22 protein-coding genes and 1 pseudogene are annotated in these 21,466 nt (G+C 61.9%); 13 read left to right on the top strand and 10 right to left on the bottom strand.

The features are described 5' to 3' along the window. Window positions 1-60 precede the first annotated feature (60 nt). From NCHOL11_RS02725 to NCHOL11_RS02715, 3 genes are all read right to left on the bottom strand, one after another. Window positions 61-1,518, bottom strand: a complete 1,458-nt coding sequence (locus NCHOL11_RS02725) for a mannose-1-phosphate guanylyltransferase/mannose-6-phosphate isomerase (protein ID WP_217991036.1) — start codon at window positions 1,516-1,518, stop codon at window positions 61-63. Between the two features lie 95 nt (window positions 1,519-1,613). Then, a complete protein-coding gene (locus NCHOL11_RS02720) occupies window positions 1,614-1,895 on the bottom strand; it encodes a TFIIB-type zinc ribbon-containing protein (RefSeq protein WP_097092677.1) in 282 nt (93 codons plus the stop codon). A 2-nt stretch (window positions 1,896-1,897) separates the two neighbouring features. Then, window positions 1,898-2,608: a Bax inhibitor-1/YccA family protein gene (locus NCHOL11_RS02715; RefSeq protein WP_097090957.1), complete on the bottom strand. Its 711-nt coding sequence runs from the start codon at window positions 2,606-2,608 to the stop codon at window positions 1,898-1,900. Between the two features lie 284 nt (window positions 2,609-2,892). Between NCHOL11_RS02715 and NCHOL11_RS17975 the strand changes: the two genes are divergently transcribed. The 5 genes from NCHOL11_RS17975 (at window position 2,893) to NCHOL11_RS02685 (ending at window position 7,972) form a co-directional block, all read left to right on the top strand. Beyond that, window positions 2,893-3,516: a hypothetical protein gene (locus NCHOL11_RS17975; protein ID WP_141397799.1), complete on the top strand. Its 624-nt coding sequence runs from the start codon at window positions 2,893-2,895 to the stop codon at window positions 3,514-3,516. Between the two features lie 59 nt (window positions 3,517-3,575). Continuing rightward, entirely contained in the window at window positions 3,576-5,078 is a 1,503-nt protein-coding gene (cysS, locus tag NCHOL11_RS02700; RefSeq protein WP_097090954.1) for a cysteine--tRNA ligase, read from the top strand. 107 nt (window positions 5,079-5,185) lie between these two features. After that, window positions 5,186-5,545, top strand: a complete 360-nt coding sequence (locus NCHOL11_RS02695; protein WP_255254689.1) for a Rap1a/Tai family immunity protein — start codon at window positions 5,186-5,188, stop codon at window positions 5,543-5,545. A gap of 169 nt (window positions 5,546-5,714) precedes the next feature. Continuing rightward, window positions 5,715-7,085, top strand: coding sequence for a class II 3-deoxy-7-phosphoheptulonate synthase (locus tag NCHOL11_RS02690; protein WP_097090953.1), 1,371 nt, complete (start codon window positions 5,715-5,717; stop codon window positions 7,083-7,085). Between the two features lie 137 nt (window positions 7,086-7,222). Then, window positions 7,223-7,972: a ParA family protein gene (locus tag NCHOL11_RS02685; protein WP_097090952.1), complete on the top strand. Its 750-nt coding sequence runs from the start codon at window positions 7,223-7,225 to the stop codon at window positions 7,970-7,972. Window positions 7,973-8,114: 142 nt separating this feature from the next. Here the strand turns inward: NCHOL11_RS02685 and NCHOL11_RS02680 are convergent, their stop codons facing one another. Further along, complete coding sequence (locus NCHOL11_RS02680) at window positions 8,115-8,777, bottom strand: hypothetical protein (RefSeq protein ID WP_141397798.1); 663 nt, start codon at window positions 8,775-8,777, stop codon at window positions 8,115-8,117. A 290-nt stretch (window positions 8,778-9,067) separates the two neighbouring features. Further along, the gene (locus NCHOL11_RS02675) at window positions 9,068-10,789 is read right to left on the bottom strand and encodes a fatty acyl-AMP ligase (protein ID WP_097092675.1); all 1,722 of its coding nucleotides are present in this window, start codon (window positions 10,787-10,789) and stop codon (window positions 9,068-9,070) included. 204 nt (window positions 10,790-10,993) lie between these two features. On the opposite strand from NCHOL11_RS02675, the gene NCHOL11_RS02670 reads away from it, so the two are divergent. From NCHOL11_RS02670 to NCHOL11_RS18775, 4 genes and pseudogenes are all read left to right on the top strand, one after another. Beyond that, the gene (locus NCHOL11_RS02670; protein WP_097090950.1) at window positions 10,994-11,518 is read left to right on the top strand and encodes a regulatory protein RecX; all 525 of its coding nucleotides are present in this window, start codon (window positions 10,994-10,996) and stop codon (window positions 11,516-11,518) included. A 55-nt stretch (window positions 11,519-11,573) separates the two neighbouring features. Continuing rightward, entirely contained in the window at window positions 11,574-12,101 is a 528-nt protein-coding gene (locus NCHOL11_RS02665) for a DUF192 domain-containing protein (protein WP_097090949.1), read from the top strand. A 51-nt stretch (window positions 12,102-12,152) separates the two neighbouring features. Continuing rightward, window positions 12,153-12,551 carry an NADH:ubiquinone oxidoreductase subunit NDUFA12 gene (locus NCHOL11_RS02660; protein WP_097090948.1) on the top strand — a complete coding sequence of 133 codons (399 nt, stop codon included), beginning with the start codon at window positions 12,153-12,155 and terminating at the stop codon, window positions 12,549-12,551. Continuing rightward, a pseudogene (locus NCHOL11_RS18775) lies at window positions 12,548-12,955 on the top strand (DUF2155 domain-containing protein); the annotation flags it as partial. The gene NCHOL11_RS02660 and the pseudogene NCHOL11_RS18775, both read left to right, overlap by 4 nt. 35 nt (window positions 12,956-12,990) lie before the next feature. Here the strand turns inward: NCHOL11_RS18775 and aat are convergent. The 5 genes from aat to sdhC form a co-directional block, all read right to left on the bottom strand. After that, the gene (gene aat / locus NCHOL11_RS02650) at window positions 12,991-13,746 is read right to left on the bottom strand and encodes a leucyl/phenylalanyl-tRNA--protein transferase (protein ID WP_097090947.1); all 756 of its coding nucleotides are present in this window, start codon (window positions 13,744-13,746) and stop codon (window positions 12,991-12,993) included. Between the two features lie 293 nt (window positions 13,747-14,039). After that, window positions 14,040-14,471: a GFA family protein gene (locus tag NCHOL11_RS02645; RefSeq protein ID WP_097092674.1), complete on the bottom strand. Its 432-nt coding sequence runs from the start codon at window positions 14,469-14,471 to the stop codon at window positions 14,040-14,042. A gap of 91 nt (window positions 14,472-14,562) precedes the next feature. Continuing rightward, window positions 14,563-16,365, bottom strand: a complete 1,803-nt coding sequence (gene sdhA, locus NCHOL11_RS02640) for a succinate dehydrogenase flavoprotein subunit (protein ID WP_097090946.1) — start codon at window positions 16,363-16,365, stop codon at window positions 14,563-14,565. Next, complete coding sequence (gene sdhD, locus NCHOL11_RS02635; protein ID WP_097090945.1) at window positions 16,365-16,754, bottom strand: succinate dehydrogenase, hydrophobic membrane anchor protein; 390 nt, start codon at window positions 16,752-16,754, stop codon at window positions 16,365-16,367. Before sdhD ends, sdhA begins: the two co-directional genes overlap by 1 nt. Then, on the bottom strand, window positions 16,754-17,149 hold the full coding sequence (gene sdhC / locus NCHOL11_RS02630) for a succinate dehydrogenase, cytochrome b556 subunit (protein ID WP_097090944.1): 396 nt from the start codon (window positions 17,147-17,149) through the stop codon (window positions 16,754-16,756). The genes sdhD and sdhC overlap by 1 nt, the downstream gene beginning before the upstream one ends. Window positions 17,150-17,317: 168 nt before the next feature. On the opposite strand from sdhC, the gene NCHOL11_RS02620 reads away from it, so the two are divergent. From NCHOL11_RS02620 to NCHOL11_RS02605, 4 genes are all read left to right on the top strand, one after another. Continuing rightward, window positions 17,318-18,649 carry a methyl-accepting chemotaxis protein gene (locus NCHOL11_RS02620; RefSeq protein ID WP_097090943.1) on the top strand — a complete coding sequence of 444 codons (1,332 nt, stop codon included), beginning with the start codon at window positions 17,318-17,320 and terminating at the stop codon, window positions 18,647-18,649. A gap of 225 nt (window positions 18,650-18,874) precedes the next feature. Further along, complete coding sequence (locus tag NCHOL11_RS02615) at window positions 18,875-19,873, top strand: 50S ribosomal protein L11 methyltransferase (protein ID WP_097090942.1); 999 nt, start codon at window positions 18,875-18,877, stop codon at window positions 19,871-19,873. Between the two features lie 203 nt (window positions 19,874-20,076). After that, on the top strand, window positions 20,077-20,604 hold the full coding sequence (locus NCHOL11_RS02610) for a porin family protein (RefSeq protein ID WP_176502166.1): 528 nt from the start codon (window positions 20,077-20,079) through the stop codon (window positions 20,602-20,604). 145 nt (window positions 20,605-20,749) lie between these two features. Further along, a partial coding sequence (locus NCHOL11_RS02605) for a dienelactone hydrolase family protein (protein ID WP_097090940.1) occupies window positions 20,750-21,466 on the top strand: 717 nt, incomplete at its 3' end.

Here is a 21,466-nt window from a genome sequence, read left to right as displayed (position 1 = left end):
ATCTCGTGATCCGGACCCGGGCCTCACCTCAGTTCCCAATCGCAGCGGGACCAACGCAGATCAATTGCGCGCGTAACGATCCTCATAGCGCACAATGTCATCCTCGCCCACGTAGGACCCGGTCTGCACCTCGATGAACACCATCGGGATACGCCCCGGGTTCTCGATCCGATGCACTGCCCCCACCGGCACATAGACGGATTGGTTCTCTGACAGCAACTGCACATCCTCGCCCACCGTCACCTTAGCCGTGCCCTCGACGATGATCCAATGTTCAGAGCGGTGGAAATGGCTCTGCAAGCTGAGAGACGCTCCGGGCAGCACGGTGATGCGCTTCACCTGAAAGCGCGAGCCGACCACCAGGCTCTCATACCAGCCCCATGGCCGGTGATCCTTCGGAAATGCCTCCGCCTGCGATGCGCCTTTGCGTTGTAGCGCTTCCACGACCAGCTTCACATCCTGCGTGCGCGACTTGTCTGCGATCAACACCGCGTCGTTCATCGCGACCGCGACGATATTGTCGAGACCGAGCCCGACCAACTCCAGCCCCTCGCTTTCCGACCGCAGCAATGTGTCGCGGCAATCCAACGCCGTTGCCGCGCCCGAGAGCGCAACCCCATTGTCATCAGGCTGCGAATGGCTCCAAACGGCGTCCCAACCGCCCAGATCAGACCATTCGGCGTCAAACGGTACGACCGACAGATTGGCCGCCCGCTCCATGATCGCATAATCGATTGCGACGCTTTCCGCCTCTCCCCAAGGTTCCGGGGCCAGCCGCAGGAAGCCGAGATCGCTTTCCGCCTGTTCGACAGCCCCGCGCACAGCCGCGAGAATGCCCGGCGCATGCTGCTCGAAGGCCGCGATCAAATCCTTGGCAGCGAACAGGAAAATTCCCGCGTTCCACAGATAGTCGCCCGTCGCCAGCATCTCTTCTGCCCCGGCCGCATTGGGCTTTTCAACGAAGCTAGCAAGCTTGATCGGCTCGCCCGTGCCATCGGGCCTGCTGTGCGCCTGAAGATAGCCATAGCCCGTTTCCGGGCGCGTCGGCTTGATCCCAAAAGTCACCAGATCGCCACCCTGCGCCGCGCCGAGGCCCTTGCCGACAGCTTCATGAAATGCCGACACATCGGGCACGACATGGTCCGAAGGCGCCACCAGCATGACAGCATCCGGCTTGCTCACCACCAGATGCAACGCCGCGGCCAATATCGCAGGGGCCGTATTGCGCCCTTCCGGCTCAATCAGGATGGCCTGCGGATCGATATTCTCCTTTGCCAACTGCTCGGCGATGATGAAGCGGAATAGCGAGTTGGTAAGGACCAGCGGCCGACCAAAGGAAAATTTCTCAGCCTTGCCGGAAAGACGCCGCGCTACCGATTGGAACAATGTCGTATCGCCCAGCAGCGGCACGAACTGCTTGGGATAGGATTTGCGCGACAACGGCCAAAGGCGAGTGCCAGACCCCCCGGCGAGAATGACGGGGGTGACCTCCATCTGAGGTGCATTGCTTATCGACATTAAAATCCTGGCCGCGAAGTGGAACTGAAGGAAAGCTCTAAAGGATCAGCGGGCAGAGGCAAGCGCTTCAAAAAAGGGACGGCGCAACGGCCGTCCTAATCGAACAGTTCTTCCAGGAAGCTCTTCTTGCGCTTCTTCTGATAATATCGGCCATCGTCACGATAATCGCGATCAGGCCGATAATGAGGCTGCTGAGGCGGTGGCGCTGCGGTGGCCGTCCCCGACCGCTCGATGATCTTGTCGAGTTCACCCCGGTCCAACCACACGCCCCGGCATTGCGGGCAATAGTCAATCTCCACCCCCTGCCGGTCCGTCATCGATAGTCCGACATGACAGACCGGGCAGAGCATCGCCGACACGGCTTCGGGCGTGCGCATCATTATTCCCGTTCGCCCGTCAGGCTCAGCAGCATCTGGAACAGGTTCACGAAATTCAGGTACAGCGACAGCGCGCCCATCACCTGCATCTTCTGCGCGACCTCATGACCGGCATAGTAGAAATATTCCGACTTGATGCGCTGCACGTCCCAGGCGGTCAGGCCAGTGAAGACCACGACGCCGATGATCGAGATCACCATCTGCATGGCCGAAGAGCCGATGAAGATGTTGATGAGGCTGGCGACCAGGATACCGATCAGGCCCATGATCAGGAACGAGCCCATCTTCGACAGGTCACGCCCGGTCGTGTAGCCCCATAGCGCCATCGCAAGGAACATCACCGCCGCCGAGAAAAAGGCCTGCGCTATGCTGGCGCCTGTGAAGACCAGGAAAATGCTGGCCAACGACACACCCATGACGGCCGAGAAGGCCCAGAAAGCCATCCGCGCGCCAGCCGTAGTCATCTTTTCAATGCGGAAGCTGAAGAAGAACACGAACGCCAGCGGCGCGAAGATCGCCACCCACTTCAGCGGCGTATTGAAGATCGCGGCGGCCAGCGCTGGCGTATTGCCGATAAAGGCAGCGACCAGGCCAGTGATGACCAGGCCGATCCCCATGTTGCGGAAGACGCCCAGCATGTGACTGCGCAGCCCGGCGTCATGTTGCGCCGCCTGCGTCGTCCCATAATTTGGTGTACGAACGGGATTGTTCACGGCGTAAAAACTCCATCCTTCAAAACGAACTGCTGATTGGATCGAGTGGCCCGGCGCGGTCTTCGTGGAGCTTTGAGGGGGGATAAAGCCCACGAACCTGCACCGAGCGCACTCGATGCGGTCCGACATCACGATTGGATTATCCAACCGCCAGAGGGGCCCGGCCCGCACAAGCAATATTGGAGGTCGAACGCATGAAGGCAAGGGATCGGCCCGCTGGAAACAATTTGTTACAATGAATAATAGATATTCATTATCATTTTCACACAAAGATAAGGTGAAGCATGGTCCCCCTGTTTCTTCTCGCCGCTGCGCCGTTGACGCCTCCGCATCCCATCGACGCAGCTGATTGGGTCAGAGAAGAAGATTATCCTCCAACCTCCCTGCAAGTGGCGGAGCGGGGCTATTTTCTCGCCCATATCACGACATCTTTATCCGGAATGCCGTTCCGGTGCGATCCTGTGCGCCCATCGGCCTTCTCCCGATCCGTTTGTGAAACGGTTATGCAGCGTGCCCGTTTCAGTCCGGCGATGGACAGGAAAGGGCAAGCCACGACGGGCCTGTATCTTCACCGGATCACCTTCCGCATTCCCGCGAAAAACCTGCCGCCTGCACCGCCAAAACATGTCGTGGCGCTGACCGTGGACCGGTTGCCTTCCGGATCGCCAGATCCGGCGGATATTCGCGTTGCACTTGAGGTCTCTGCCGATGGACGAATTGCCGATTGCGCGCCCCTGCCCGGCGGCTCGTCCCCACTTCAAGAACTTGGACAGCTGGGCGCTATCGCCTGCGGTCAGCTGACGCAAAGCCACAATCCACCTGTCGCCTACGATGGCCAGAGCCAACCGGTCTCATCCATCCAATCCGCCCTCATCCGTTTTCAAACGTCTCGCTCGCTGAAGAAATAGCGCTTATCAGGCGACAGTCCGCTGTTGACCCCCGATGCGGTTCGCGACATGGCTTCACCATGCCCCATGATCAGCATGCCGACGCCCCGCTGCGCCTGTTCAACAGCCTTACCCGCGCCGTCGAACCTTTTGCCCCGATCGACCCCGGCCATGCGCGCGTCTACAGTTGCGGCCCGACCGTCTACAACTACGCTCATCTCGGCAATCTGCGCGCTTATGTGTTCACTGACACGCTGCGCCGTACATTGCTGTGGAAAGGCATGCACGTCACCCACATCATCAACATCACCGATGTCGGGCACCTGACGAGCGACGCAGACGCGGGCGATGATAAAATGGAGGCTGCCGCCCGCGCTCAGGCAAAAAGCATCTGGGACATAGCGGCGCATTATACCGACGCGTTCAAGCAGAACATCGCGGACCTCAACATCATCGAGCCAAGCGAATGGACCGTCGCCACCGACTATGTCCCGCAGATGATCGAGTTCGCGAAGAAGATCGCCCCTGCGCATTGCTACGAACTGGAAAGCGGCCTCTATTTCGACAGCAGCAGCGTGCCCGATTACGGCGCCCTGGCTGGCGGGCGGGACGACGCCGCCCACGCCCGGATCGATCCGGTCGCGGGCAAGCGCAATCCGTCCGACTTCGCCATCTGGCGCAAGTCCCCACCCGGGGAGCAGCGGCAGATGGAGTGGGACAGCCCTTGGGGCAAAGGTGCGCCGGGCTGGCACCTTGAATGCTCGGTAATGAGCGAGGCGCGCCTTGGCCATCCGTTCGACATCCACACCGGCGGCATCGACCATCGCGAAATCCACCATCCCAATGAGATCGCACAAAATCAAGCCTATTGCGGCTGCACCGACGCCCAGCCCGGCTTCACTGGCGCGCGCTGGTGGATGCACAACAACTTCCTGGTCGATCGCCAGGGCAAGATGAGCAAGTCGAAGGGCGGCTTCACTACCCTCTTCTCGCTGATCGACGCGGGCGTCCATCCGCTCGCCTATCGCCTGCTATGCCTTGGCGCTCATTATCGCAGCGAGCTCGAATTCAGCGCGGAAAGCGTCGGCGCGGCCCTCACCCGTCTCAAGCGGCTGGTGATGGCTGTCGAGGGTCTCAAAGCGCGAGCAGAGGGCGTGACCTGGCAGTCGCCGCGCCTCGACTATCTTCGCGCCAACCTGCACACCAAGCTTTCTCCACTGCTCGAACAATTTGACGCAGCGATCAGCGACGACCTGATGACGCCTCGCGCCCTGCCCCTTTTGGAAGAAGCCATTGCGCTCAAGAAGGTGCCGGTGGATGAAAAGCTCTGCCTCGTCGCCGCCTTCGATCAAGCCCTAGGCCTCAATCTTCTGGAGCTTAGCCGGGCCGACTTGCGCATCATGCCAAAGGGTGCGCAGATCACGCCTGAAGAGATTGAAGCGGAACTGGACCGTCGCCAGTCCGCGCGCGCCGCCAAGGATTTTGGCCTGTCCGACGAGATCAGGGACATATTGATCGCTCGTGGAGTGGAGGTCATGGACGGCGACCCGCTGCGCTGGGATTGGCGGCCGGAACTGGGGTAAAGCTATTATTTACCATATAGTTGCGAAACCGTTATGATGCGGCGGGACGTGCTGCGATTGCGCTTGTCCGGCTGGACAGGATCATGGCGGAAGGGCACCATCCATCCATGAAATTGCAACTCGCAGCGGCGCTGCTCCTTTGGGCTGTAAGCCCCGTTGCCGCGTCTCCGGTAGCTGCGCAGAATTTCATGTTCGAGACTGGCAGCACATTGCTTGCCAAGTGCCGCAACAAGGCGCCCGAATATGCGCTGGCTTGCACCGCCTACATCGTCGGGGCGGTGGATGGCATCAAGAAAGACGTGTTCATCGGCCGCGCGCTCCCCAATTGCTGGCCCGACAGGATGCAAGCCGAAGAAGTGCGAAAGATCGTCGTTGCCTATCTCCAACGCTATCCTGACCAGCGCAACGCGCCCGCTTCGGTTCTGGTCAGCGTGGCCTTGAACGGACATTATCCGTGCGAGAAATGACGCCGCGATAGGGCGGGTGGAGAGGCTGCGGGTTTACCAAACTCCATATCGCTTCGTGCCCGCCGCGCCTCAGCGCCACCCCTTGCCCTCCGCCGCTGGTATAAACTTGCTTTAGCCCCTACATCAGCGTAGGGGCGGCCCCTATTTCTATAGCTTTGGGAGAAAAGACGTGACGGCGAAGTGGACGCCGGAAAGCTGGCGCGAGCATAAGGGCATTCAGATGCCCGTCTATCGTGACGCACAGGCGCTTGCCGCCGTGGAGGGTCAGCTCAGCCAGTTTCCCCCGCTCGTCTTTGCCGGCGAAGCGCGCAACCTGAAGGCTGAACTCGCCAAGGTCACGACCGGCGAGGCATTCCTGCTGCAAGGCGGCGATTGCGCCGAAAGCTTCGCCGAGTTTCACCCCAACAACATCCGCGACACTTTCCGCGTGCTGTTGCAGATGGCGGTGGTGCTGACCTTTGCGTCCAAGCTGCCGGTGGTGAAGGTCGGCCGCATGGCGGGCCAGTTCGCCAAGCCCCGCTCGGCCGATACGGAAACGATCGGCGGCGTGGAGCTGCCCAGCTATCGCGGCGACAATGTCAACGACATCGGCTTCACAGCAGAGTCGCGTGAGCCCGATCCGGAACGCATGATCCGCGCCTACAACCAGTCGGCCGCGACGCTCAACCTGCTGCGCGCCTTCTCGACGGGCGGCTATGCGAGCTTGGACCGTGTCCATGGCTGGATGCTGGATTTCATGGGCCGCAGCCCGCTGGCCGCGAAGTTCGACGCCGTCGCTGATCAGATCGGCGCGGCGCTCGACTTCATGCGCGCCTGCGGCCTTTCGCCCGAAACCGTGCCGCAGCTTGGCGGGACCAGCTTCTACACCAGCCATGAAGCGCTGCTGCTCCCCTATGAGCAGGCGCTGACCCGGCAGGATTCGCTGACCGGCGACTGGTACGACACGTCCGCGCACATGCTCTGGATCGGCGATCGCACGCGGTTCGAAGGGTCGGCGCATGTCGAATATCTGCGCGGCATCGGCAATCCGATCGGCATGAAGTGCGGCCCGAGCCTGGAGCCCGACGCACTGATCCGCCTGCTCGACATCCTGAACCCCTCGCGTGAGGCCGGGCGCATTACCCTCATCACGCGCTACGGTCATGACAAGATCGAGGCGGGCCTGCCCAAGCTCGTTCGCGCGGTCATGAAGGAAGGTCATCCGGTCGTCTGGTCCTGCGACCCGATGCACGGCAACGTCATCAAGGCGGCCAATGGCTACAAGACGCGGCCCTTCGATCGCATTCTGGCCGAAGTGCGCGGCTTCTTCGCCGTGCATCGCGCCGAAGGTAGCTTCGGTGGCGGCATCCATGCCGAAATGACCGGACAAAATGTGACGGAGTGCACCGGCGGCGCCATCGCCATCACCGACGAAGGCCTTGCCGATCGCTACCACACGCATTGCGACCCGCGCCTCAACGCGGCGCAGAGCCTCGAACTCGCCTTCCTGCTCGCGGAGATGCTGAACGAGGAACTGAAGGAACGCCGCGCCGCGGCCTGATCCATTCGGTCGAAACAGGAAAATCCCGCCGGTCTCTCCGGCGGGATTTTTCACAAGGTCCGCGCGTCTGTCACGACAGCGTCACTAACCTATGATTGTCCGCTTGCTTTGGCGGGTCAAAGCCGTAGCTTTCACCCATGGCAAAGGAACCGGCATTGGCGACCATCGCCGTTTACAGCCTCAAGGGTGGCGTGGGTAAGACCACTTTCGCGATCAACCTCGCCTGGGCATCCGCCACCATCTCGCGGCGGCGCACTTTGCTGTGGGACCTCGATCCGCAAGCCGCGTCCAGCTGGCTGATCTCCACCGACAGGCAGAGCCGCGATGCTGCCCAGGCGATCTTCAGCAAGGATGTGGAGGTCCGCAAGCTCATCCAGCCTTCGACGGTTCCCGGCCTTGACCTCATCGCCGCCGACACGTCCCTGCGCAGCCTGGACCATCTCTTCCGGGAAATGGATAAAAAGAAGCGGCTCGCCAAGCTGATCGACAGCTTAGGCCGGGATTATGACCGCATCATCCTAGATTGCCCGCCCGGCCTTACGGAAACCAGCGAGCAGGTGCTGCGCGCCGCCGACATGATCGTCATCCCGGTCATCCCCTCCCCCCTGTCGCAACGGGCCATGGGTGAAGTCGCCCGCTACCTCGTCCAACGCGGCGGATCGCATGCGCCGATCCTGCCCGTCTATTCGATGGTCGACCGCCGCCGCGCCCTCCACCGGAAAGCGCTGGAGGAACAGCCCGGTTGGGCCGCGATCCCGATGGCGAGTCTGGTCGAACAGATGACGGTCCAGAGAAAGCCTCTAGGCTCCTTCGCTGCATCATCGCCGCCAGCGCAGGCCTTCGCGACCTTGTGGACCACAGTCGAGCGGCAATTGTCCAAGGCTTGAGCCCAGCCGGTCAGCGGCGCGCTGGCAGTCCGATCAAACTGGCTGTACGCTTCAATCCGCGTAACCGCCCAGTTGCCAAGGACTTATAGATGATCATGGAAATGACATAGTCAGGTCGGCGGGCGGCAAGCCGAGCCCAACATCACTTGTTTGGAGCCTCGCGTGTGACTGTGATATCAGCGACATCAAATCTGCTGGCATCGGCTTTCATCACGGTTTCACTGAACTGCTGGGCTTCCCGAATGCTGGCGACGTCCCTCCCCGCAAACTGAGGTGTCAATCCGTGGTCGGACGTAACGTAACCGGACCCAAGCTTCACGGTTCGCTTGTCGGCAGCAACTGCCATCGACTGCAATTTGTCCAGTAGCTCGCGGGCATTTAAATCGCCAAGGTAGCTGACTCGGCCCGGCCTGATGTCAAATTCGACCGTGCTGCGGGAAAACTGCAAGCCCCACACAGCTTGCTGCCAGATCCTGCGGATTACGTATCGGCCTGGCTTCAAAGTCCTGCCGATGTAGATCGCACCGGGATTTCCCTGCTTCACGACCAACGTATAAACGCGTGACCCAAAGCCGGACTGACCCGCTTTTTGTATCATCAGCAGATAAGGTGCAGTAAACTGCTCAACCTTTAACATGATCACGCCATCACTAGATTGCGGTGTTAAAGTGATGCGCTCAGGAGATTTCTGGGCAATTGCAGGCGCGCCAAGCCCCGCCATGAGAAACAAACACGCGGCATATGCAAGCGTTTGCCGTGCGCGTACCATGAAAAAAGGCCGGATCATGCTGAGCGCAATAGCCAATTTTTGTTCTCCTCAGGTTGTTGATCGCCGCGTTATTGGGCAGCAGGCCATCACCAGCCGACGAACTATAGGCCGAACGGCTAACCATCAATGACAGCTTACAATGACTTCTTCTAGAAACCGAACATTCCGCAAACCAAAAATCTTCGTCACCCCGCAAAGACGAGCTGACGGAATTTTAAGCGGAAGACTTCCACATCAGCCGGTCTCAGCTGCCCATCCTTCGATGACCTGGAGCGCCAGCCCGCGCCATATCCATCTGGCGCGACCTGCCCGTAGGCAGGCCCTGCTCAGGCCGCGATATCGTAGGGCCTGATCTCACCCGTCAGATACAGGTTGCGCGCCTTCGACCGGCTCAATTTGCCCGAACTGGTGCGTGGCAAGGTGCGCGGCGGGACCAGTTCGACGACGCAGTTCATGCCGGTGATCGCCCGCACCCGCTCGCGAATCTGGTCGCGCAGCCGCGTGCGCTCGTCATTGTCGGACGTGCGGCAGTGCACCAGCACGGCGGGCGCTTCTTCGCCGCCCGGCGTCGTGATGGCGAAGGCGGCGATGTCGCCCTGCTTGAAGCCTGGCAACTGCTCCACCGCCCATTCGATATCCTGCGGCCAGTGGTTCTTGCCGTTGATGATGATCATGTCCTTGGCGCGGCCGACGATGTAGAGATAGCCATCGCTCAGATAGCCCATGTCGCCGGTGTCGAGCCAACCGTCCGCCATGCAGGCGTCAGTCGCTTCCTGATCGCGGAAATAGCCCACCATCAGCGAAGGCCCGGTGGTCCACACCTTGCCGATCTGCCGTTCGCCGAGCGGCGCGCCATCTTCGTCGCGGATTTCCACGATCATGTCGCGGGCAGGCCTGCCGCAGTTGACGATCGACCGGAAGCGCTGAGGCCGTCCCTCGGTCGCGTCGCCGCCGGAGAGATCGGTTTCCTCGACCAGTTCAACGATGATACCCTCGCCCGGAGGCATGATCGTGACGGCCAGCGTGGCTTCGGCCAAGCCATAGCTCGGCAGGAACGCCTTTGGCGAGAAACCCGCGTCGGCGAACGCATCGACGAAGCTCTGCATCACGTCAGGCCGGATCATGTCCGCGCCATTGCCCGCAAGGCGCCAGCGCGACAGGTCGAACCGGTCCTGCGCCTTCGTCTGACTCGACATGCGCCGCGCGCAGATGTCGTAACCGAAAGTCGGCGAATAGCTGATCGAGGTGCCTTCGTTGCGGCTGATCAGGTCCAGCCACGCCAGCGGACGGCGGGCGAAATCCTCGGTCTTCATATAGTCGGTCGACACCTGGTTCGCGACCACCGACAGGAAGCAGCCGACCAAGCCCATGTCATGATACCAGGGCAGCCAGCTGATGCAGCGATCGCTGTCCTGCACCTGCATGCCATGACTGTGCGCGGCAAGATTGCTCAGCAGCGCATGGTGCGTCACAGCCACGCCATGGGGGAAGCGGGTCGAACCGCTGGAATATTGCAGATAGGCGATCTCGTCGCCCCTCGCCTGCGGCAGATCGCAAGCCACGGCCTCGCGCGCAATGAAATCCTCGAAAGCGATGCTCTCGACATTCTTCTGCCGCCCGGACTCGCCCGCCATCTCCTCCAGTTCCTTGGGGAAGAGGAACAGCATCGGGTCGCAGCTATCCAACTGGACGTTCAGCTGGTCGATATAGCTTTCCTTGCCGCCGAAGCTGGTGGGCAGCGGCAGCGGCACCGGCCAGGCGCCCGCATAGACGATCCCGAAGAACAGTTGCGCGAAATCCGCCCCCGTTTCCGCGACCAGGGCCACGCGGTCCTCTGGCTTGACGCCATGGGCGATCAGCCGCTGAGCGCAGGCGATCGCGTCGTCGCGCAGTTCCGAAAAAGGATAAGGCCGCGCCAGATTGCCGCGCGCATCATGGAAGTTCAGGCCGCGCCGGCCGCTCGCCGCATAATCGAGCGCCTCGCCCAGGGTCTCGAAATCGGAGAAGCGCCGAGGCAGGCTGTCTTCGGTCGGCGTCGGTGCCATCATGCTCTGCGAACCCGTCATATTGGCGTCACCCGATTGTCTTCATCTTGTCTTCCGGCGGGGCCGCTATCATCTTTGAAGCAGCGATGCACCGGATAGTTGCATTCCAGCGTCGCTTTCTACAGCATAAGGCGCGGTAAAATTCCGGCCCCACTGTGGCATAATCAAGGCGGCGCTTGCATAAACCATTGCCATGAAGATGCGGACATGACCGGTATACGCCCCCGACCGCCTCTGGATGGCGACAGCTTGCGCGATCTGGCGCTGCGCTATGTCAGCCGCTTTGCAACAAGCCGCGCGAAGCTGCTTGCCTATCTCAATCGCAAGCTAAAGGAACGTGGATGGGATGGCGAAGGCCCGCCCGCGCCGGAGCGGCTCGTCGAACGGCTTGCGGAACTGCGCTATGTCGATGACCGCAGCTTTGCCGTCATGAAAAGTGCTGCGCTTACCCGTCGGGGCTATGGCGCGCGGCGGGTAGCGCAGACGCTCCGTGCCGACGGCATCGCCGATGCGGACAGGGAAGAAGCGGACACGCAGCTTTCCAACGACAGCTGGGACGCGGCCGATCGATTCGCTCGCCGAAAGCGCCTCGGCCCCTATGCCGCCGCACCAGCCGATCCCAAGCAGCGTGACAAGGCTCTGGCCGCCTTCCTGCGGGCGGGGCATGGTTTCGAAACGGCGCGCCGCTGGATCGACGCGGCTCCGGGGGAACCGCCCGAACGCGACCAGTGACGGCCTGAGGCGAAATCTATGGCGCTCCTCTTCCGCTTTGGGCTAGCAGCGGGGCATGAGGATCGCTCTTCCCCTTCTCGTCGCCTTGCTGGCTGGCTGCTCCCCGACGCAGCCCAAGGCGGAGAAAACCGCCAGCGCCGCAGCCCGGCAAGACAATCTGTTGCCGCTCGAAATCCGGACGAAGGGCGGCAGCCACCGCTTCGCCGTGGAAACCGCGGTCACGCCGCAGCAGCAGGAAAAGGGCCTGATGTTCCGCAAGTCGCTGGATGCGGACGGCGGCATGCTGTTCCCCATGACGCCGCCGCGCACCGCCAGCTTCTGGATGAAGGACACGCTGATCCCGCTGGACATGCTCTTCATCCGGACCGATGGCACGATAGCCTTCATCGCCCCCAACGCCGCGCCCTATTCACGCGTGCCGGTTTCCGCCGGGGTCCCGGTGACCGCCGTCCTTGAACTGCGGGGCGGACGCGCCGCTGAACTCGGCATTTCCGAGGGGGATAGCGTATCCTGGGGCAGTTGCGTCGATCCCGCGATCAAGAGCCCCGGCGAGCTTGATTTCTGCCCTTCCCGCGCGCGATGACGCCATATCCGCCTTGCCAATGCCCCACGGCAGGCGCTAAGCGCTTGGCGCATGGGAATCCTGGCCAAGATCTTCACCTGGTGGAATGGCGCGACCATCGGCACCGCATTTTACACCTCCCGCAAGGGTAAGAAGGTGGGCGAAGACCATCAGGGCAACATCTATTATGAAGGCGGCACGGACGTGCACGGCCGCACCCGCCGTTGGGTGATCTACAACGGCAACAACGACGCCAGCCGCGTGCCCGCGGAATGGCACGGCTGGCTCCATCACACCATTGAGGGAACGCCGGAAAGCTTCCTTCCCCCGCCGCGCATATGGGAACGCGATTTCACGCCCAACGCGACTGGCACACCCAATGCCTACCGCCCGACCGGCGCGCTCGAAAAAGGTGCGCAGCGTCAGCGCGCGACCGGCGACTATGAAGCGTGGAGCCCCGACGCATCATGATCCTGCGCCCGGCGGGGGCGGTCCTGCCGATCCTGCCCCTTGCGTTGCTGCTGTCACTGGCGGCCTGCGGCGACAATGAGCCGCCGACTGAAAATCGCACCGGTCCGGTGAAGATCGAAGGGCAAAAGATCCGCAATGGCGGGTCCGATGCCCTGCCCGGCACCCCAATGGCGGAGCGGGTGGCCGTGATCGGACTGCTCAACAAGCGCAACGGCATAACGACCGACCTCACGATGAAGCCCGGCGACGCCTTGCGCCTGGGCGACGCCATCGTCCGGCTACAAGCCTGCGAAACCAGCGCGCCGTGGGAAAATGTCCAGGAAACCGGCGCCTTCGTCCAACTCGACGTACGCAGTACCGCCGACAACAGGTGGCGCCGCAATTTTTCGGGCTGGCTGTTCAAGGAGCGGCCTGAACGCAATGTCGTGCAGCATCCGATTTACGATGTCTGGGTGAGAAGCTGTACGATGTCCTGGCCGGAAAGCGGCCCCGATACGGTCAAGCTGGGCAGCAAAGGCGAACCCCCTGCCGCTGCGTCCCCCGCCAGCGGGGCAAATGCCAGCTCCGCCCAGGCTCCCGAACCGCCAGCCAATGCTGACGAACGCCCAGCACCGAGCGGCACTTCACCGAGCGCACCTGCCAGCAACGCAAGATAGTCCTTCTGGCTGATCTCTATGGCGCCCAGGGACCGGAGATGTTCGGTCATGAACTGGCAGTCCAGGAGGGTAAAGCCGGAAAAGCGCATCCGTGCGGTAAGCCACGCAAGAGCGACCTTTGACGCGTCGGTCCTTCGCGACACCATGCTCTCACCGAAAAATGCCTGGCCAAGTGCGACCCCGTAAAGCCCGCCTACCAGTTCATCGCCGTCCCATACCTCGATCGAATGGGCGAAGCCGATCTCGTGCAAATGCCGGTATGTCTGTTCAATCTCCCTGTTGATCCATGTCGAAGGCCGGTCCTTCGCCGCCTGTGCGCACAGCGATACAATCCCGCCAAAGTCGCGATTGGCCGTTACGCGGAATCTGTCCCGGCGGATCGTCCGGGCCAGCGAATGGGACATGTGAAAGCCATGAAGCGGCATGATCGCCCGCCGCTTGGGCTCGATCCAATACACCTCCTCCGCATCCCGATCATCGGACATGGGAAACACGCCGATGGCATAGGCCTGCAACAGGACCAGAGGATCGATCGTCATTGGAAGAAGACTTAGCGAGAGGAGGGACACTGCGCCAGAGGGGGTTTACCATTCTCAAGGCGGGTCAGCAGATGATGGGGACCAGCAACACCTGGGCCGCCTGTTTCGGGTCGGTGAATAGCAGCCATTCCCCCTTCCCGCAGGCGGGAGGGGGTCAGGGGGTGGGCCAGCGCAACGGCGGGAGATTGTTCTTGAACAGCGCCCCGGAAGCTCGCTGCGCTCGCGCCCACCCCTAGCCCCTCCCGCCTGCGGGAGGGGAAGAATCCCAACATATCACCCGTTTAATACTCGCCCTAATCATCCTTACCCGCCCGAACGAACCTCAGCACCCCCGCCATCCGCGCGCGCCCGCCATTATCGCTTGGATGCTTCTCACCATCCAGCACCGGAACCTCATCGAAGTCGAAGGGGCTCATTCCTTCGAGGCCTGCGACGTTCACGCCATATTCGTTCGCATTGGAGCGGCGCTGGTGATGGGTGTAGATCCCCCACCGCGAGCAGAAGAAGTGCTCGGCTGCTCCTGTATTGAAACGATAGCTGGTAAGCATGTCCGCGCCTCGCACGACATGTAGACCATCGAGCTTTGCCGACACCGCTACGGCACCCCGCATACGGCAAAATGAGCAGGTGCAACGCCGGGCGCTGTCAAAGCCATTGCTCAGCTCAACCTCGAACGCGACCGCGCCGCAATGGCATTGGCCAGAATGTCTGTTCGGGTTCGACATCGCCACCTCCATCAATATGTCAGACGACCCAATAAACGAAAAAAGGCGAGCCTTGCAGCCCGCCCTCTCGCATCCTGCCTGAGGCAGCGTCTTAGTAAACGCGTGCCTTGGGCTTGATATATTCCGCTTCGTCGGTGAGCGTATAGTCGTGCACCGGGCGGTAATCGAGCGACACCTTGCCGCCCTTGCCACCCCAGCCCTCGAACCAGCTGACGGTGTGCTTCATCCAGTTTTCGTCGTCGCGGTTCGGGAAATCCTCATGCGCATGCGCACCGCGGCTTTCCTTGCGATTTTCCGCGCTGACCATGGTGCAGACCGCCTGGGACATGAGATTGTCCAGTTCCAGCGTCTCGATAAGGTCGGTGTTCCAGATCAACGAGCGGTCGCTGACCGCCACATCAGCCAAGCTGGCATTGACCTGCGCCATCTTGGTGACGCCCTCGCTCAGCAGCGCGCTGTCGCGGAACACGGCGGCATGCTTCTGCATGGTGTGCTGCATTTCAAGGCGGATCTTCGCCGTCGGCGAGCCGCCCTTGGCGTTGCGATAATGGTCGAGACGCGAAAGCGCCAGATCGGCCGCGTCGGTCGGCAGCGGCCGGTGCGAACCATTGGGCTTGATCGTTTCCTTGAGGTGCAGGCCCGTAGCGCGGCCGAACACGACAAGGTCGATCAGCGAGTTCGAACCCAGGCGGTTAGCGCCATGGACCGACACGCAGGCCGCTTCGCCGACTGCATAGAGGCCCGGCACGACGACTTCCGGATCATCGCCGACCTTCGTCACCACCTGGCCATGATAGTTACAGGGGATGCCGCCCATATTGTAATGGACGGTCGGGGTCACAGGCAGCGGCTGGCGCGTCAGGTCGACGCCCGCGAAAATCTTGCCGCTTTCGGTGATGCCCGGCAGGCGCTCGGCCAGCACCTTGGGATCGATATGGTCGAGGTGCAGGTAGATGTGATCCTTGTTCGGACCCACGCCGCGCCCTTCGCGCATTTCCATCGCCATCGAGCGCGACACGACGTCACGCGACGCAAGATCCTTCGCCGAGGGGGCATAGCGCTCCATGAAGCGCTCGCCCTCGGAGTTGGTCAGGTAACCGCCCTCGCCGCGCGCGCCTTCGGTGATCAGCACGCCCGCGCCGTAGATGCCGGTCGGGTGGAACTGAACGAACTCCAAATCCTGGAGTGGCAGGCCCGCGCGCAGCACCATGCCGCCGCCGTCGCCGGTGCAGCTATGTGCCGAGGTGGCGGAGAAATAGGCGCGGCCATAGCCGCCCGTCGCCAGCACGACCGCATGGCTGCGGAAGCGGTGGATCGAGCCATCTTCCATGCAGATGGCGATCACGCCACGGCATTCGCCATTTTCCATGATCAGGTCGATGGCGAAATATTCGATGTAGAAGTCCGCATCATATTTCAGGCTCTGCTGGTACAGAGCGTGCAGCATGGCGTGGCCGGTACGGTCGGCGGCGGCGCAGGTGCGCTGCACTGGCGGGCCGGCGCCCATATTCTGCATATGGCCGCCGAACGGACGCTGGTAGATCGTCCCATTCTCGTTGCGGCTGAACGGCACGCCGGCATGTTCCAGCTCGATCACGGCCGCAGGCGCTTCACGCACCATATATTCGATCGCGTCCTGATCGCCCAGCCAGTCCGACCCCTTGACGGTGTCGTACATATGCCAGGTCCAGTGGTCGGGCGAGTTGTTGCCGAGGCTCGCCGCGATGCCACCCTGCGCCGCCACGGTGTGGGAGCGGGTCGGGAACAGCTTGGTGATGCAGGCGGTCTTCAGGCCCGCTTCGGCGCTGCCCATGGTCGCGCGCAGGCCCGATCCGCCCGCGCCCACCACGACGGTGTCGTAGGTGTGGTCGATGATCTTATAGGCTTCGGTCATTACTTGACGACCCCCGTGAGCGCGATCTTGGCGATCGCGAAGATGCCAGCGGCGGCGCCAGCAATAGTGTAGAAGTTGAGCAGCAGGATGGCGAAGAAGTTCAGCCCCTTGTCGTGAACATAATCCTCCAGCATCACCTGCATGCCAAGGCGCAGGTGCCAGAAGACGCTGACAAGCATCAGCATCAGCGGCACGGCGACGAGCGGATTGGCGATCCAGTTGCGGACGCTCTCATAATCCAGGCCCGGCAGGCTGACGAGGCTGAAGATCAGCCACAGCACCAGCAGCAGGTTGCTGACCGACGTATAGCGATGCGTCAGCCAATGGCCCGCGCCGTGGCGCACCGAGCCCAAGCCACGAACGCGGCCGATTCCGGTTCCCGTTCCCATCAGAATTTCCCCGCGAAAATAAAGGCCCACAGCGCGACGGTGGCCAGTGTCGATAGAAACGGGATCACCAGCGCCCACCGCTTGTTGGTGTTGAGTTCATAACCCGCGCCCAGGTCCAGCACCCAGTGGCGGATGCCCGACATCATATGCTGAAAGAAGAACCAGCTGATGCCGACCATCACCAGATAGCCCAGGGGCGAGGTAGCGCAGTGGATGAAGCTTGCATAGGCTTCCGGCCCGATCGCCGCCGCCATCAGCCACCATACAACCCCCATCACACCAACGGTTGCAAGGCCGTTGCCGGTCACGCGGTGCAGGATGGAGATCGCCATGTGCGGCCCCCATTTCCAGATCGTCAAATGCGGCGAGAGCGGCCGGCTCGTGGTTCGCGCCATATCTACCTACGTCCCTGATGCTTGTCCCTGATTCCCGTCCCCTTAGGCACGATCGGTCAAGAGGGCAACCCGCGCTGGCCGCGCGGGCGGGCGATCTCGGCTAAGAACTGATTAACCAGATCGCGCTATGACCTCGGACACGAACAAGACAATTGAGGTTTGCCGCATATGACGTCCGTCGCACCAGCGAAGAGCGCAATGATCGCCAGCATGGCCGAAATCGATCCAACCGGCGAATTGGCCGCGGGACTGCGCGAAATTCGTGACCTGATAGGCGACGCCTCGTCGGTCGTGGCCCGCACCTTCTTCGACAGCTATATGGATCAGTCGCATCTGCGCAGCACGCTGGCCGCTTCGACGATCGCGAAGATCGAGACCGAAGCGCATGAATATGTCCGGCAGAAGCTCAGCTTTTATGAAGCAGGCAGCTGGGCGGGCAGCTGCATTGCTTGCGTGCGGCTGGCTCGCAAGCGCGGCTTGCCGCTGGGTGTCGTCCTGACGGCGGTATCGGAAGCCAACAAGAAGCTGACGAGCCTCATTTGGCAAAAGGCTGCGGATGACGCCACTCGTCAGCGGCTGGTGAATATCATCACGATGGTCAGCATGGTCGATGCCAGCATGATGACCAATGCCTTCGCCGGTGACGAAGCCGAAGCCCAGCGCAACGAGCGCCAGCGCATCGGCACCCTGTTCGAACAGCGCATCATGGGCGAGATCGACGGCGCTTCGCATCTGGGCGAATCGCTTCGTGAACAGGCGAAGGACGCCTCCGCCGCCACGCGCGGCATGCTCGGCAAGGCCTCTGAAGTCGCTGCGGCGGCTGAACAGTCGGCCATTGCGATGCGAGAAGCGGCGCGTACTTCGGCGGGTCTCATCCGCGCGATCGAGGACGCCCGCACCGAGGTGGAGAGCGCCGCAGACGTCGCCCAGCGCGCCGCCCGCCAATCGGGGGATGCGGTGACGATGTCCGCCACCTTGTCAGAACATGCCAAATCCATCGAATCGATTCTCGGCCTGATCCGCGACATTGCGGGCCAGACGAACCTCCTTGCCCTCAATGCCACGATCGAAGCAGCCCGCGCAGGCGACGCTGGACGCGGCTTTGCTGTCGTTGCGCAGGAAGTGAAGAGCCTCGCCAACCAGACAGCGCGTGCCACCGACGAGATTGCGGGCAAGATCGCCGATATTCAGGCTTCGACGCGGCAGTCGGTGGAAACCAACGAGCGGATTCGCGACACGGTCGGCGAGGTGCAATCGAGCGCCGATCGCATCCGCCATGCTATGGATGCGCAGGCCCAGACGGTCACCATGATCACCGCCGCTGTCGACGAGACGGCGCTGGCGGCGGACTCCATGTCGAGCACCATTTCCGCGATCCGTCAGGATACGGAGGTCGTCGCTTCGGAAATCGACCAGCTGGAACGCGGCTTCATGAGCGTCGAAGGCAAGCTTGCCAGTCTGCGCGCCGCATCGTCCGATTTCGGACGACAAGTGGCTTAAACCTTTCTCCCCTCCCGCAGGGGGGGGTCGGGGGTGGGCCCTGCAGAGCCCCTCGCTAACGGTCATCCCAGCGCCCGAGGGGCGGCGTCAGGCAACGCCGGGGTTTTGCACGGCAAATTCGCACCATCGATAAAAGATGCCAGCTTTCGCTGGCATGACGAAACAGGTAGAGGGGAAAGCGCCCCCCGCTTCCCCTCTCCCGTCCAAAGTTCTAAAGGCCGCGCCATGACCGATGCCGCGCCCTCATCCGCTCAAAGCTGGAAAGTGACCCTCCCCTGCACCCGCGCCGAAGCGGAGGCGTTGGACGGCGACATCGCGGCCTTTGCCCTCATGGACAAGCCGCCGGTGCTGATGACCAGCGAAGCGACGCCGGACGATGAAAATGCCTGGCAACTCGACGCCTATTTCGAAGGCGAGCCCAGCCCCGCCGCGGTCAAGCTTCTTCGTTCGCTGGTGCCGAGCGCGAATGGTATCAAGCCGGTGGTCGAACAGCTGCCCGACGAGGATTGGGTAACGCTGAGCCAGCAGGGCCTGGAGCCGGTTACCGCCGGGCGCTTCCACATCCGCAACCTTGCCAGCGATCCGGAACAGCCGGGGCACGTCAACTTCCTGATCGAGGCAAGCCGCGCGTTCGGCACCGGGCAGCATGAAACAACCGCAGGCTGTCTTCAGATGCTGGATCGCATGCGTCGTGTCGGCATGCGCTTTGGAAATGTTGCGGATATCGGCACGGGAACAGGATTGCTTGCGTTCGCAGCGCTTCACCTGTGGCCCAGCGCTTATGCCACGGCATCCGACATCGACCCGGTTGCCGTTGATATCAGTACGGCAAATGCTGCCGCCAATAAAATTCAGGCCGGAAAGGGACAAGGCCAGCTCGCGCTCTATGTCGCGGCGGGCGTCGATCATCCGGCCATCGCAGCCCGAGCGCCCTATGATCTGCTGATCGCGAACATCCTTGCCGGTCCGCTGATCGAACTTGCGCCCTCGCTATGTGCGCTGGTGGAAGAAGGCGGCACGATCCTGCTCGCAGGATTGCTGAAGGAGCAGGCGGATGCCGTTCTGTCGGCCTATCGGGCGCAGGGCATGCGCCTCGCGGAACATATGGACAATGGCGACTGGCCAACCTTGCGGCTGCGCAAGCGCCCCCATATCGGCTGGAAACGCCCTACCCGGCTGGACAAGCAGGCGCGCGGCGAAGCACCAGGATATGGCAGCCTGTAACTTTGATGCAGGCCTGAAAAAGGGGCTGGCCAGCTTTCCTGGAAGCTGGTGGAGCGCGATAATCCACTTTCAAGACGTGATGCAACATTGCCACAGTGCGTGGTGCAATGCGGCATGTCGTTGTTTGCGAAGCTTTACTCGCCCCCGTCAGCCTCTCTAAAGCGCGCCCAACGACAACAGGAACCCAGAGAAGGAGCCTCCTCATGAAAAAACTCATCGCTTCGGCGCTGCTGCTTGCCAGCGTTTCGGCCCCCGCTTTCGCGCAGGACGCCGTGCCGTTTTCCGGTCCCTACATCGCCGGTGTCGTCGGTCTCGACCATGTGGATTTCGACGCCGACACCCATGACAGCGGCCTGCTCTATGGCGGCATCGTCGGCTACGACGTCAACGTCAACGGCGCGGTGTTCGGCATTGAAGGCGAATACGCCGATTCCGAAGTCAAGAAGTTCGGCGTTCGCTCGGACCGTGACCTTTATGCTGGCGTCCGCATCGGCGGCGAAATCGTGCCGAACGTCATGGCCTATGCCAAGGGCGGCTACACCAACGCTCGTTTTGAAGACGCTGCTGATGACGGCATCAAGCTCGACGGCTACCGCCTGGGCGCCGGTCTGGAAACGACCGTCCAGGGCTTCATCGCTCGCGCTGAATATCGCTATTCGCGCTACGAAAACGTCGGCAGCGTGAACCCCGAGCGTCACCAGGCTGCGCTGATCCTCGGCTACCGTTTCTAAGAAACGGCTCAGCAGAAAAAGAAAGGGCGTCCCTCTCGCGAGGGCGCCCTTTTTTATGTGAGAAATGACAGCGCACAGGCGCCCTTGTCTCCTGTCTGCACCAGCCTAATGTCGGCTTCGCTGTTATTTCGAGCGAGGCTTGCCCATGACCATCACCCGCCGCGTCACGCTTCATGAGGGCGTTGGCGGCCCATTCGAGAGTATGGCCGTCCTGGACAAGAGCGCAGGAGAACCCCGGCCCGGCATTCTGCTCTTCCCCAATGTTCTGGGGACCAAGGAAGCAGATTTCGCCTATGCTGAAAAGGTCGCGGCGCTTGGGTACACGGTGTTCGTCGCCGACATTTACGGCCAAGGGAAGCGCACCAGCCGCGATGATCCGGATATGGCGCGCTACATGAACGCGCTCAACGCCGATCGGACATTGCTCCGCGACCGGGTCAAGGCTTCACACGCGCACCTGAAATCCCTGCCGGAAGTGGATGCGAGCCGGACAGCCTCGATCGGCTTTTGCTTCGGCGGCAAATGCGTGCTCGACCTGGCGCGCAGCGGCGCGGATATTGCCGGTGGCGTCAGCTTCCATGGCGTGTACGACGCGCCACCATTTCCCAATGCCGCCATGACAGCGAAGCTTTTGATATGCCATGGCTGGGATGATCCTATCGCTCCTCCGGCCGCCACGGTCGCGCTCGCCGAAGAGCTGACGCAGTCGGGCTGCGACTGGCAGATCCACGCCTATGGTCACACCGGGCACGCGTTCACCGATCATGCAGTCAACATGCCGGACAAGGGGCTCGCCTATAATCCCGACGCCGACAAACGCAGTTTCCGGTCCATGCGCGACTTCCTGGCAGATCTGTTCGGC

The organism is Novosphingobium sp. Chol11, from assembly GCF_900218065.1.
GTDB lineage: Bacteria > Pseudomonadota > Alphaproteobacteria > Sphingomonadales > Sphingomonadaceae > Sphingobium > Sphingobium agri.
Note: the sequence above shows the minus strand (reverse complement) of the source record. Positions and strands in the feature narration are given on the sequence as shown.

Excerpts from the sequence above, each read along its gene's own strand:
- NCHOL11_RS02670 (WP_097090950.1), top strand. The coding sequence starts at position 10,994 with ATGACCGGTATACGCCCCCGACCGCCTCTGGATGGCGACAGCTTGCGC.
- NCHOL11_RS02610 (WP_176502166.1), top strand. The coding sequence starts at position 20,077 with ATGAAAAAACTCATCGCTTCGGCGCTGCTGCTTGCCAGCGTTTCGGCC.
- sdhD (WP_097090945.1), bottom strand. The coding sequence starts at position 16,754 with ATGGGAACGGGAACCGGAATCGGCCGCGTTCGTGGCTTGGGCTCGGTG.
- NCHOL11_RS02725 (WP_217991036.1), bottom strand. The coding sequence starts at position 1,518 with ATGTCGATAAGCAATGCACCTCAGATGGAGGTCACCCCCGTCATTCTC.
- aat (WP_097090947.1), bottom strand. The coding sequence starts at position 13,746 with ATGACGATCGATCCTCTGGTCCTGTTGCAGGCCTATGCCATCGGCGTG.
- NCHOL11_RS02720 (WP_097092677.1), bottom strand. The coding sequence starts at position 1,895 with ATGCGCACGCCCGAAGCCGTGTCGGCGATGCTCTGCCCGGTCTGTCAT.
- sdhC (WP_097090944.1), bottom strand. The coding sequence starts at position 17,149 with ATGGCGCGAACCACGAGCCGGCCGCTCTCGCCGCATTTGACGATCTGG.
- NCHOL11_RS02695 (WP_255254689.1), top strand. The coding sequence starts at position 5,186 with ATGAAATTGCAACTCGCAGCGGCGCTGCTCCTTTGGGCTGTAAGCCCC.
- NCHOL11_RS02665 (WP_097090949.1), top strand. The coding sequence starts at position 11,574 with ATGAGGATCGCTCTTCCCCTTCTCGTCGCCTTGCTGGCTGGCTGCTCC.
- sdhA (WP_097090946.1), bottom strand. The coding sequence starts at position 16,365 with ATGACCGAAGCCTATAAGATCATCGACCACACCTACGACACCGTCGTG.
- cysS (WP_097090954.1), top strand. The coding sequence starts at position 3,576 with ATGCCCCATGATCAGCATGCCGACGCCCCGCTGCGCCTGTTCAACAGC.
- NCHOL11_RS02645 (WP_097092674.1), bottom strand. The coding sequence starts at position 14,471 with ATGTCGAACCCGAACAGACATTCTGGCCAATGCCATTGCGGCGCGGTC.
- NCHOL11_RS17975 (WP_141397799.1), top strand. The coding sequence starts at position 2,893 with ATGGTCCCCCTGTTTCTTCTCGCCGCTGCGCCGTTGACGCCTCCGCAT.
- NCHOL11_RS02685 (WP_097090952.1), top strand. The coding sequence starts at position 7,223 with ATGGCAAAGGAACCGGCATTGGCGACCATCGCCGTTTACAGCCTCAAG.
- NCHOL11_RS02615 (WP_097090942.1), top strand. The coding sequence starts at position 18,875 with ATGACCGATGCCGCGCCCTCATCCGCTCAAAGCTGGAAAGTGACCCTC.
- NCHOL11_RS02660 (WP_097090948.1), top strand. The coding sequence starts at position 12,153 with ATGGGAATCCTGGCCAAGATCTTCACCTGGTGGAATGGCGCGACCATC.
- NCHOL11_RS02675 (WP_097092675.1), bottom strand. The coding sequence starts at position 10,789 with ATGATGGCACCGACGCCGACCGAAGACAGCCTGCCTCGGCGCTTCTCC.
- NCHOL11_RS02620 (WP_097090943.1), top strand. The coding sequence starts at position 17,318 with ATGACGTCCGTCGCACCAGCGAAGAGCGCAATGATCGCCAGCATGGCC.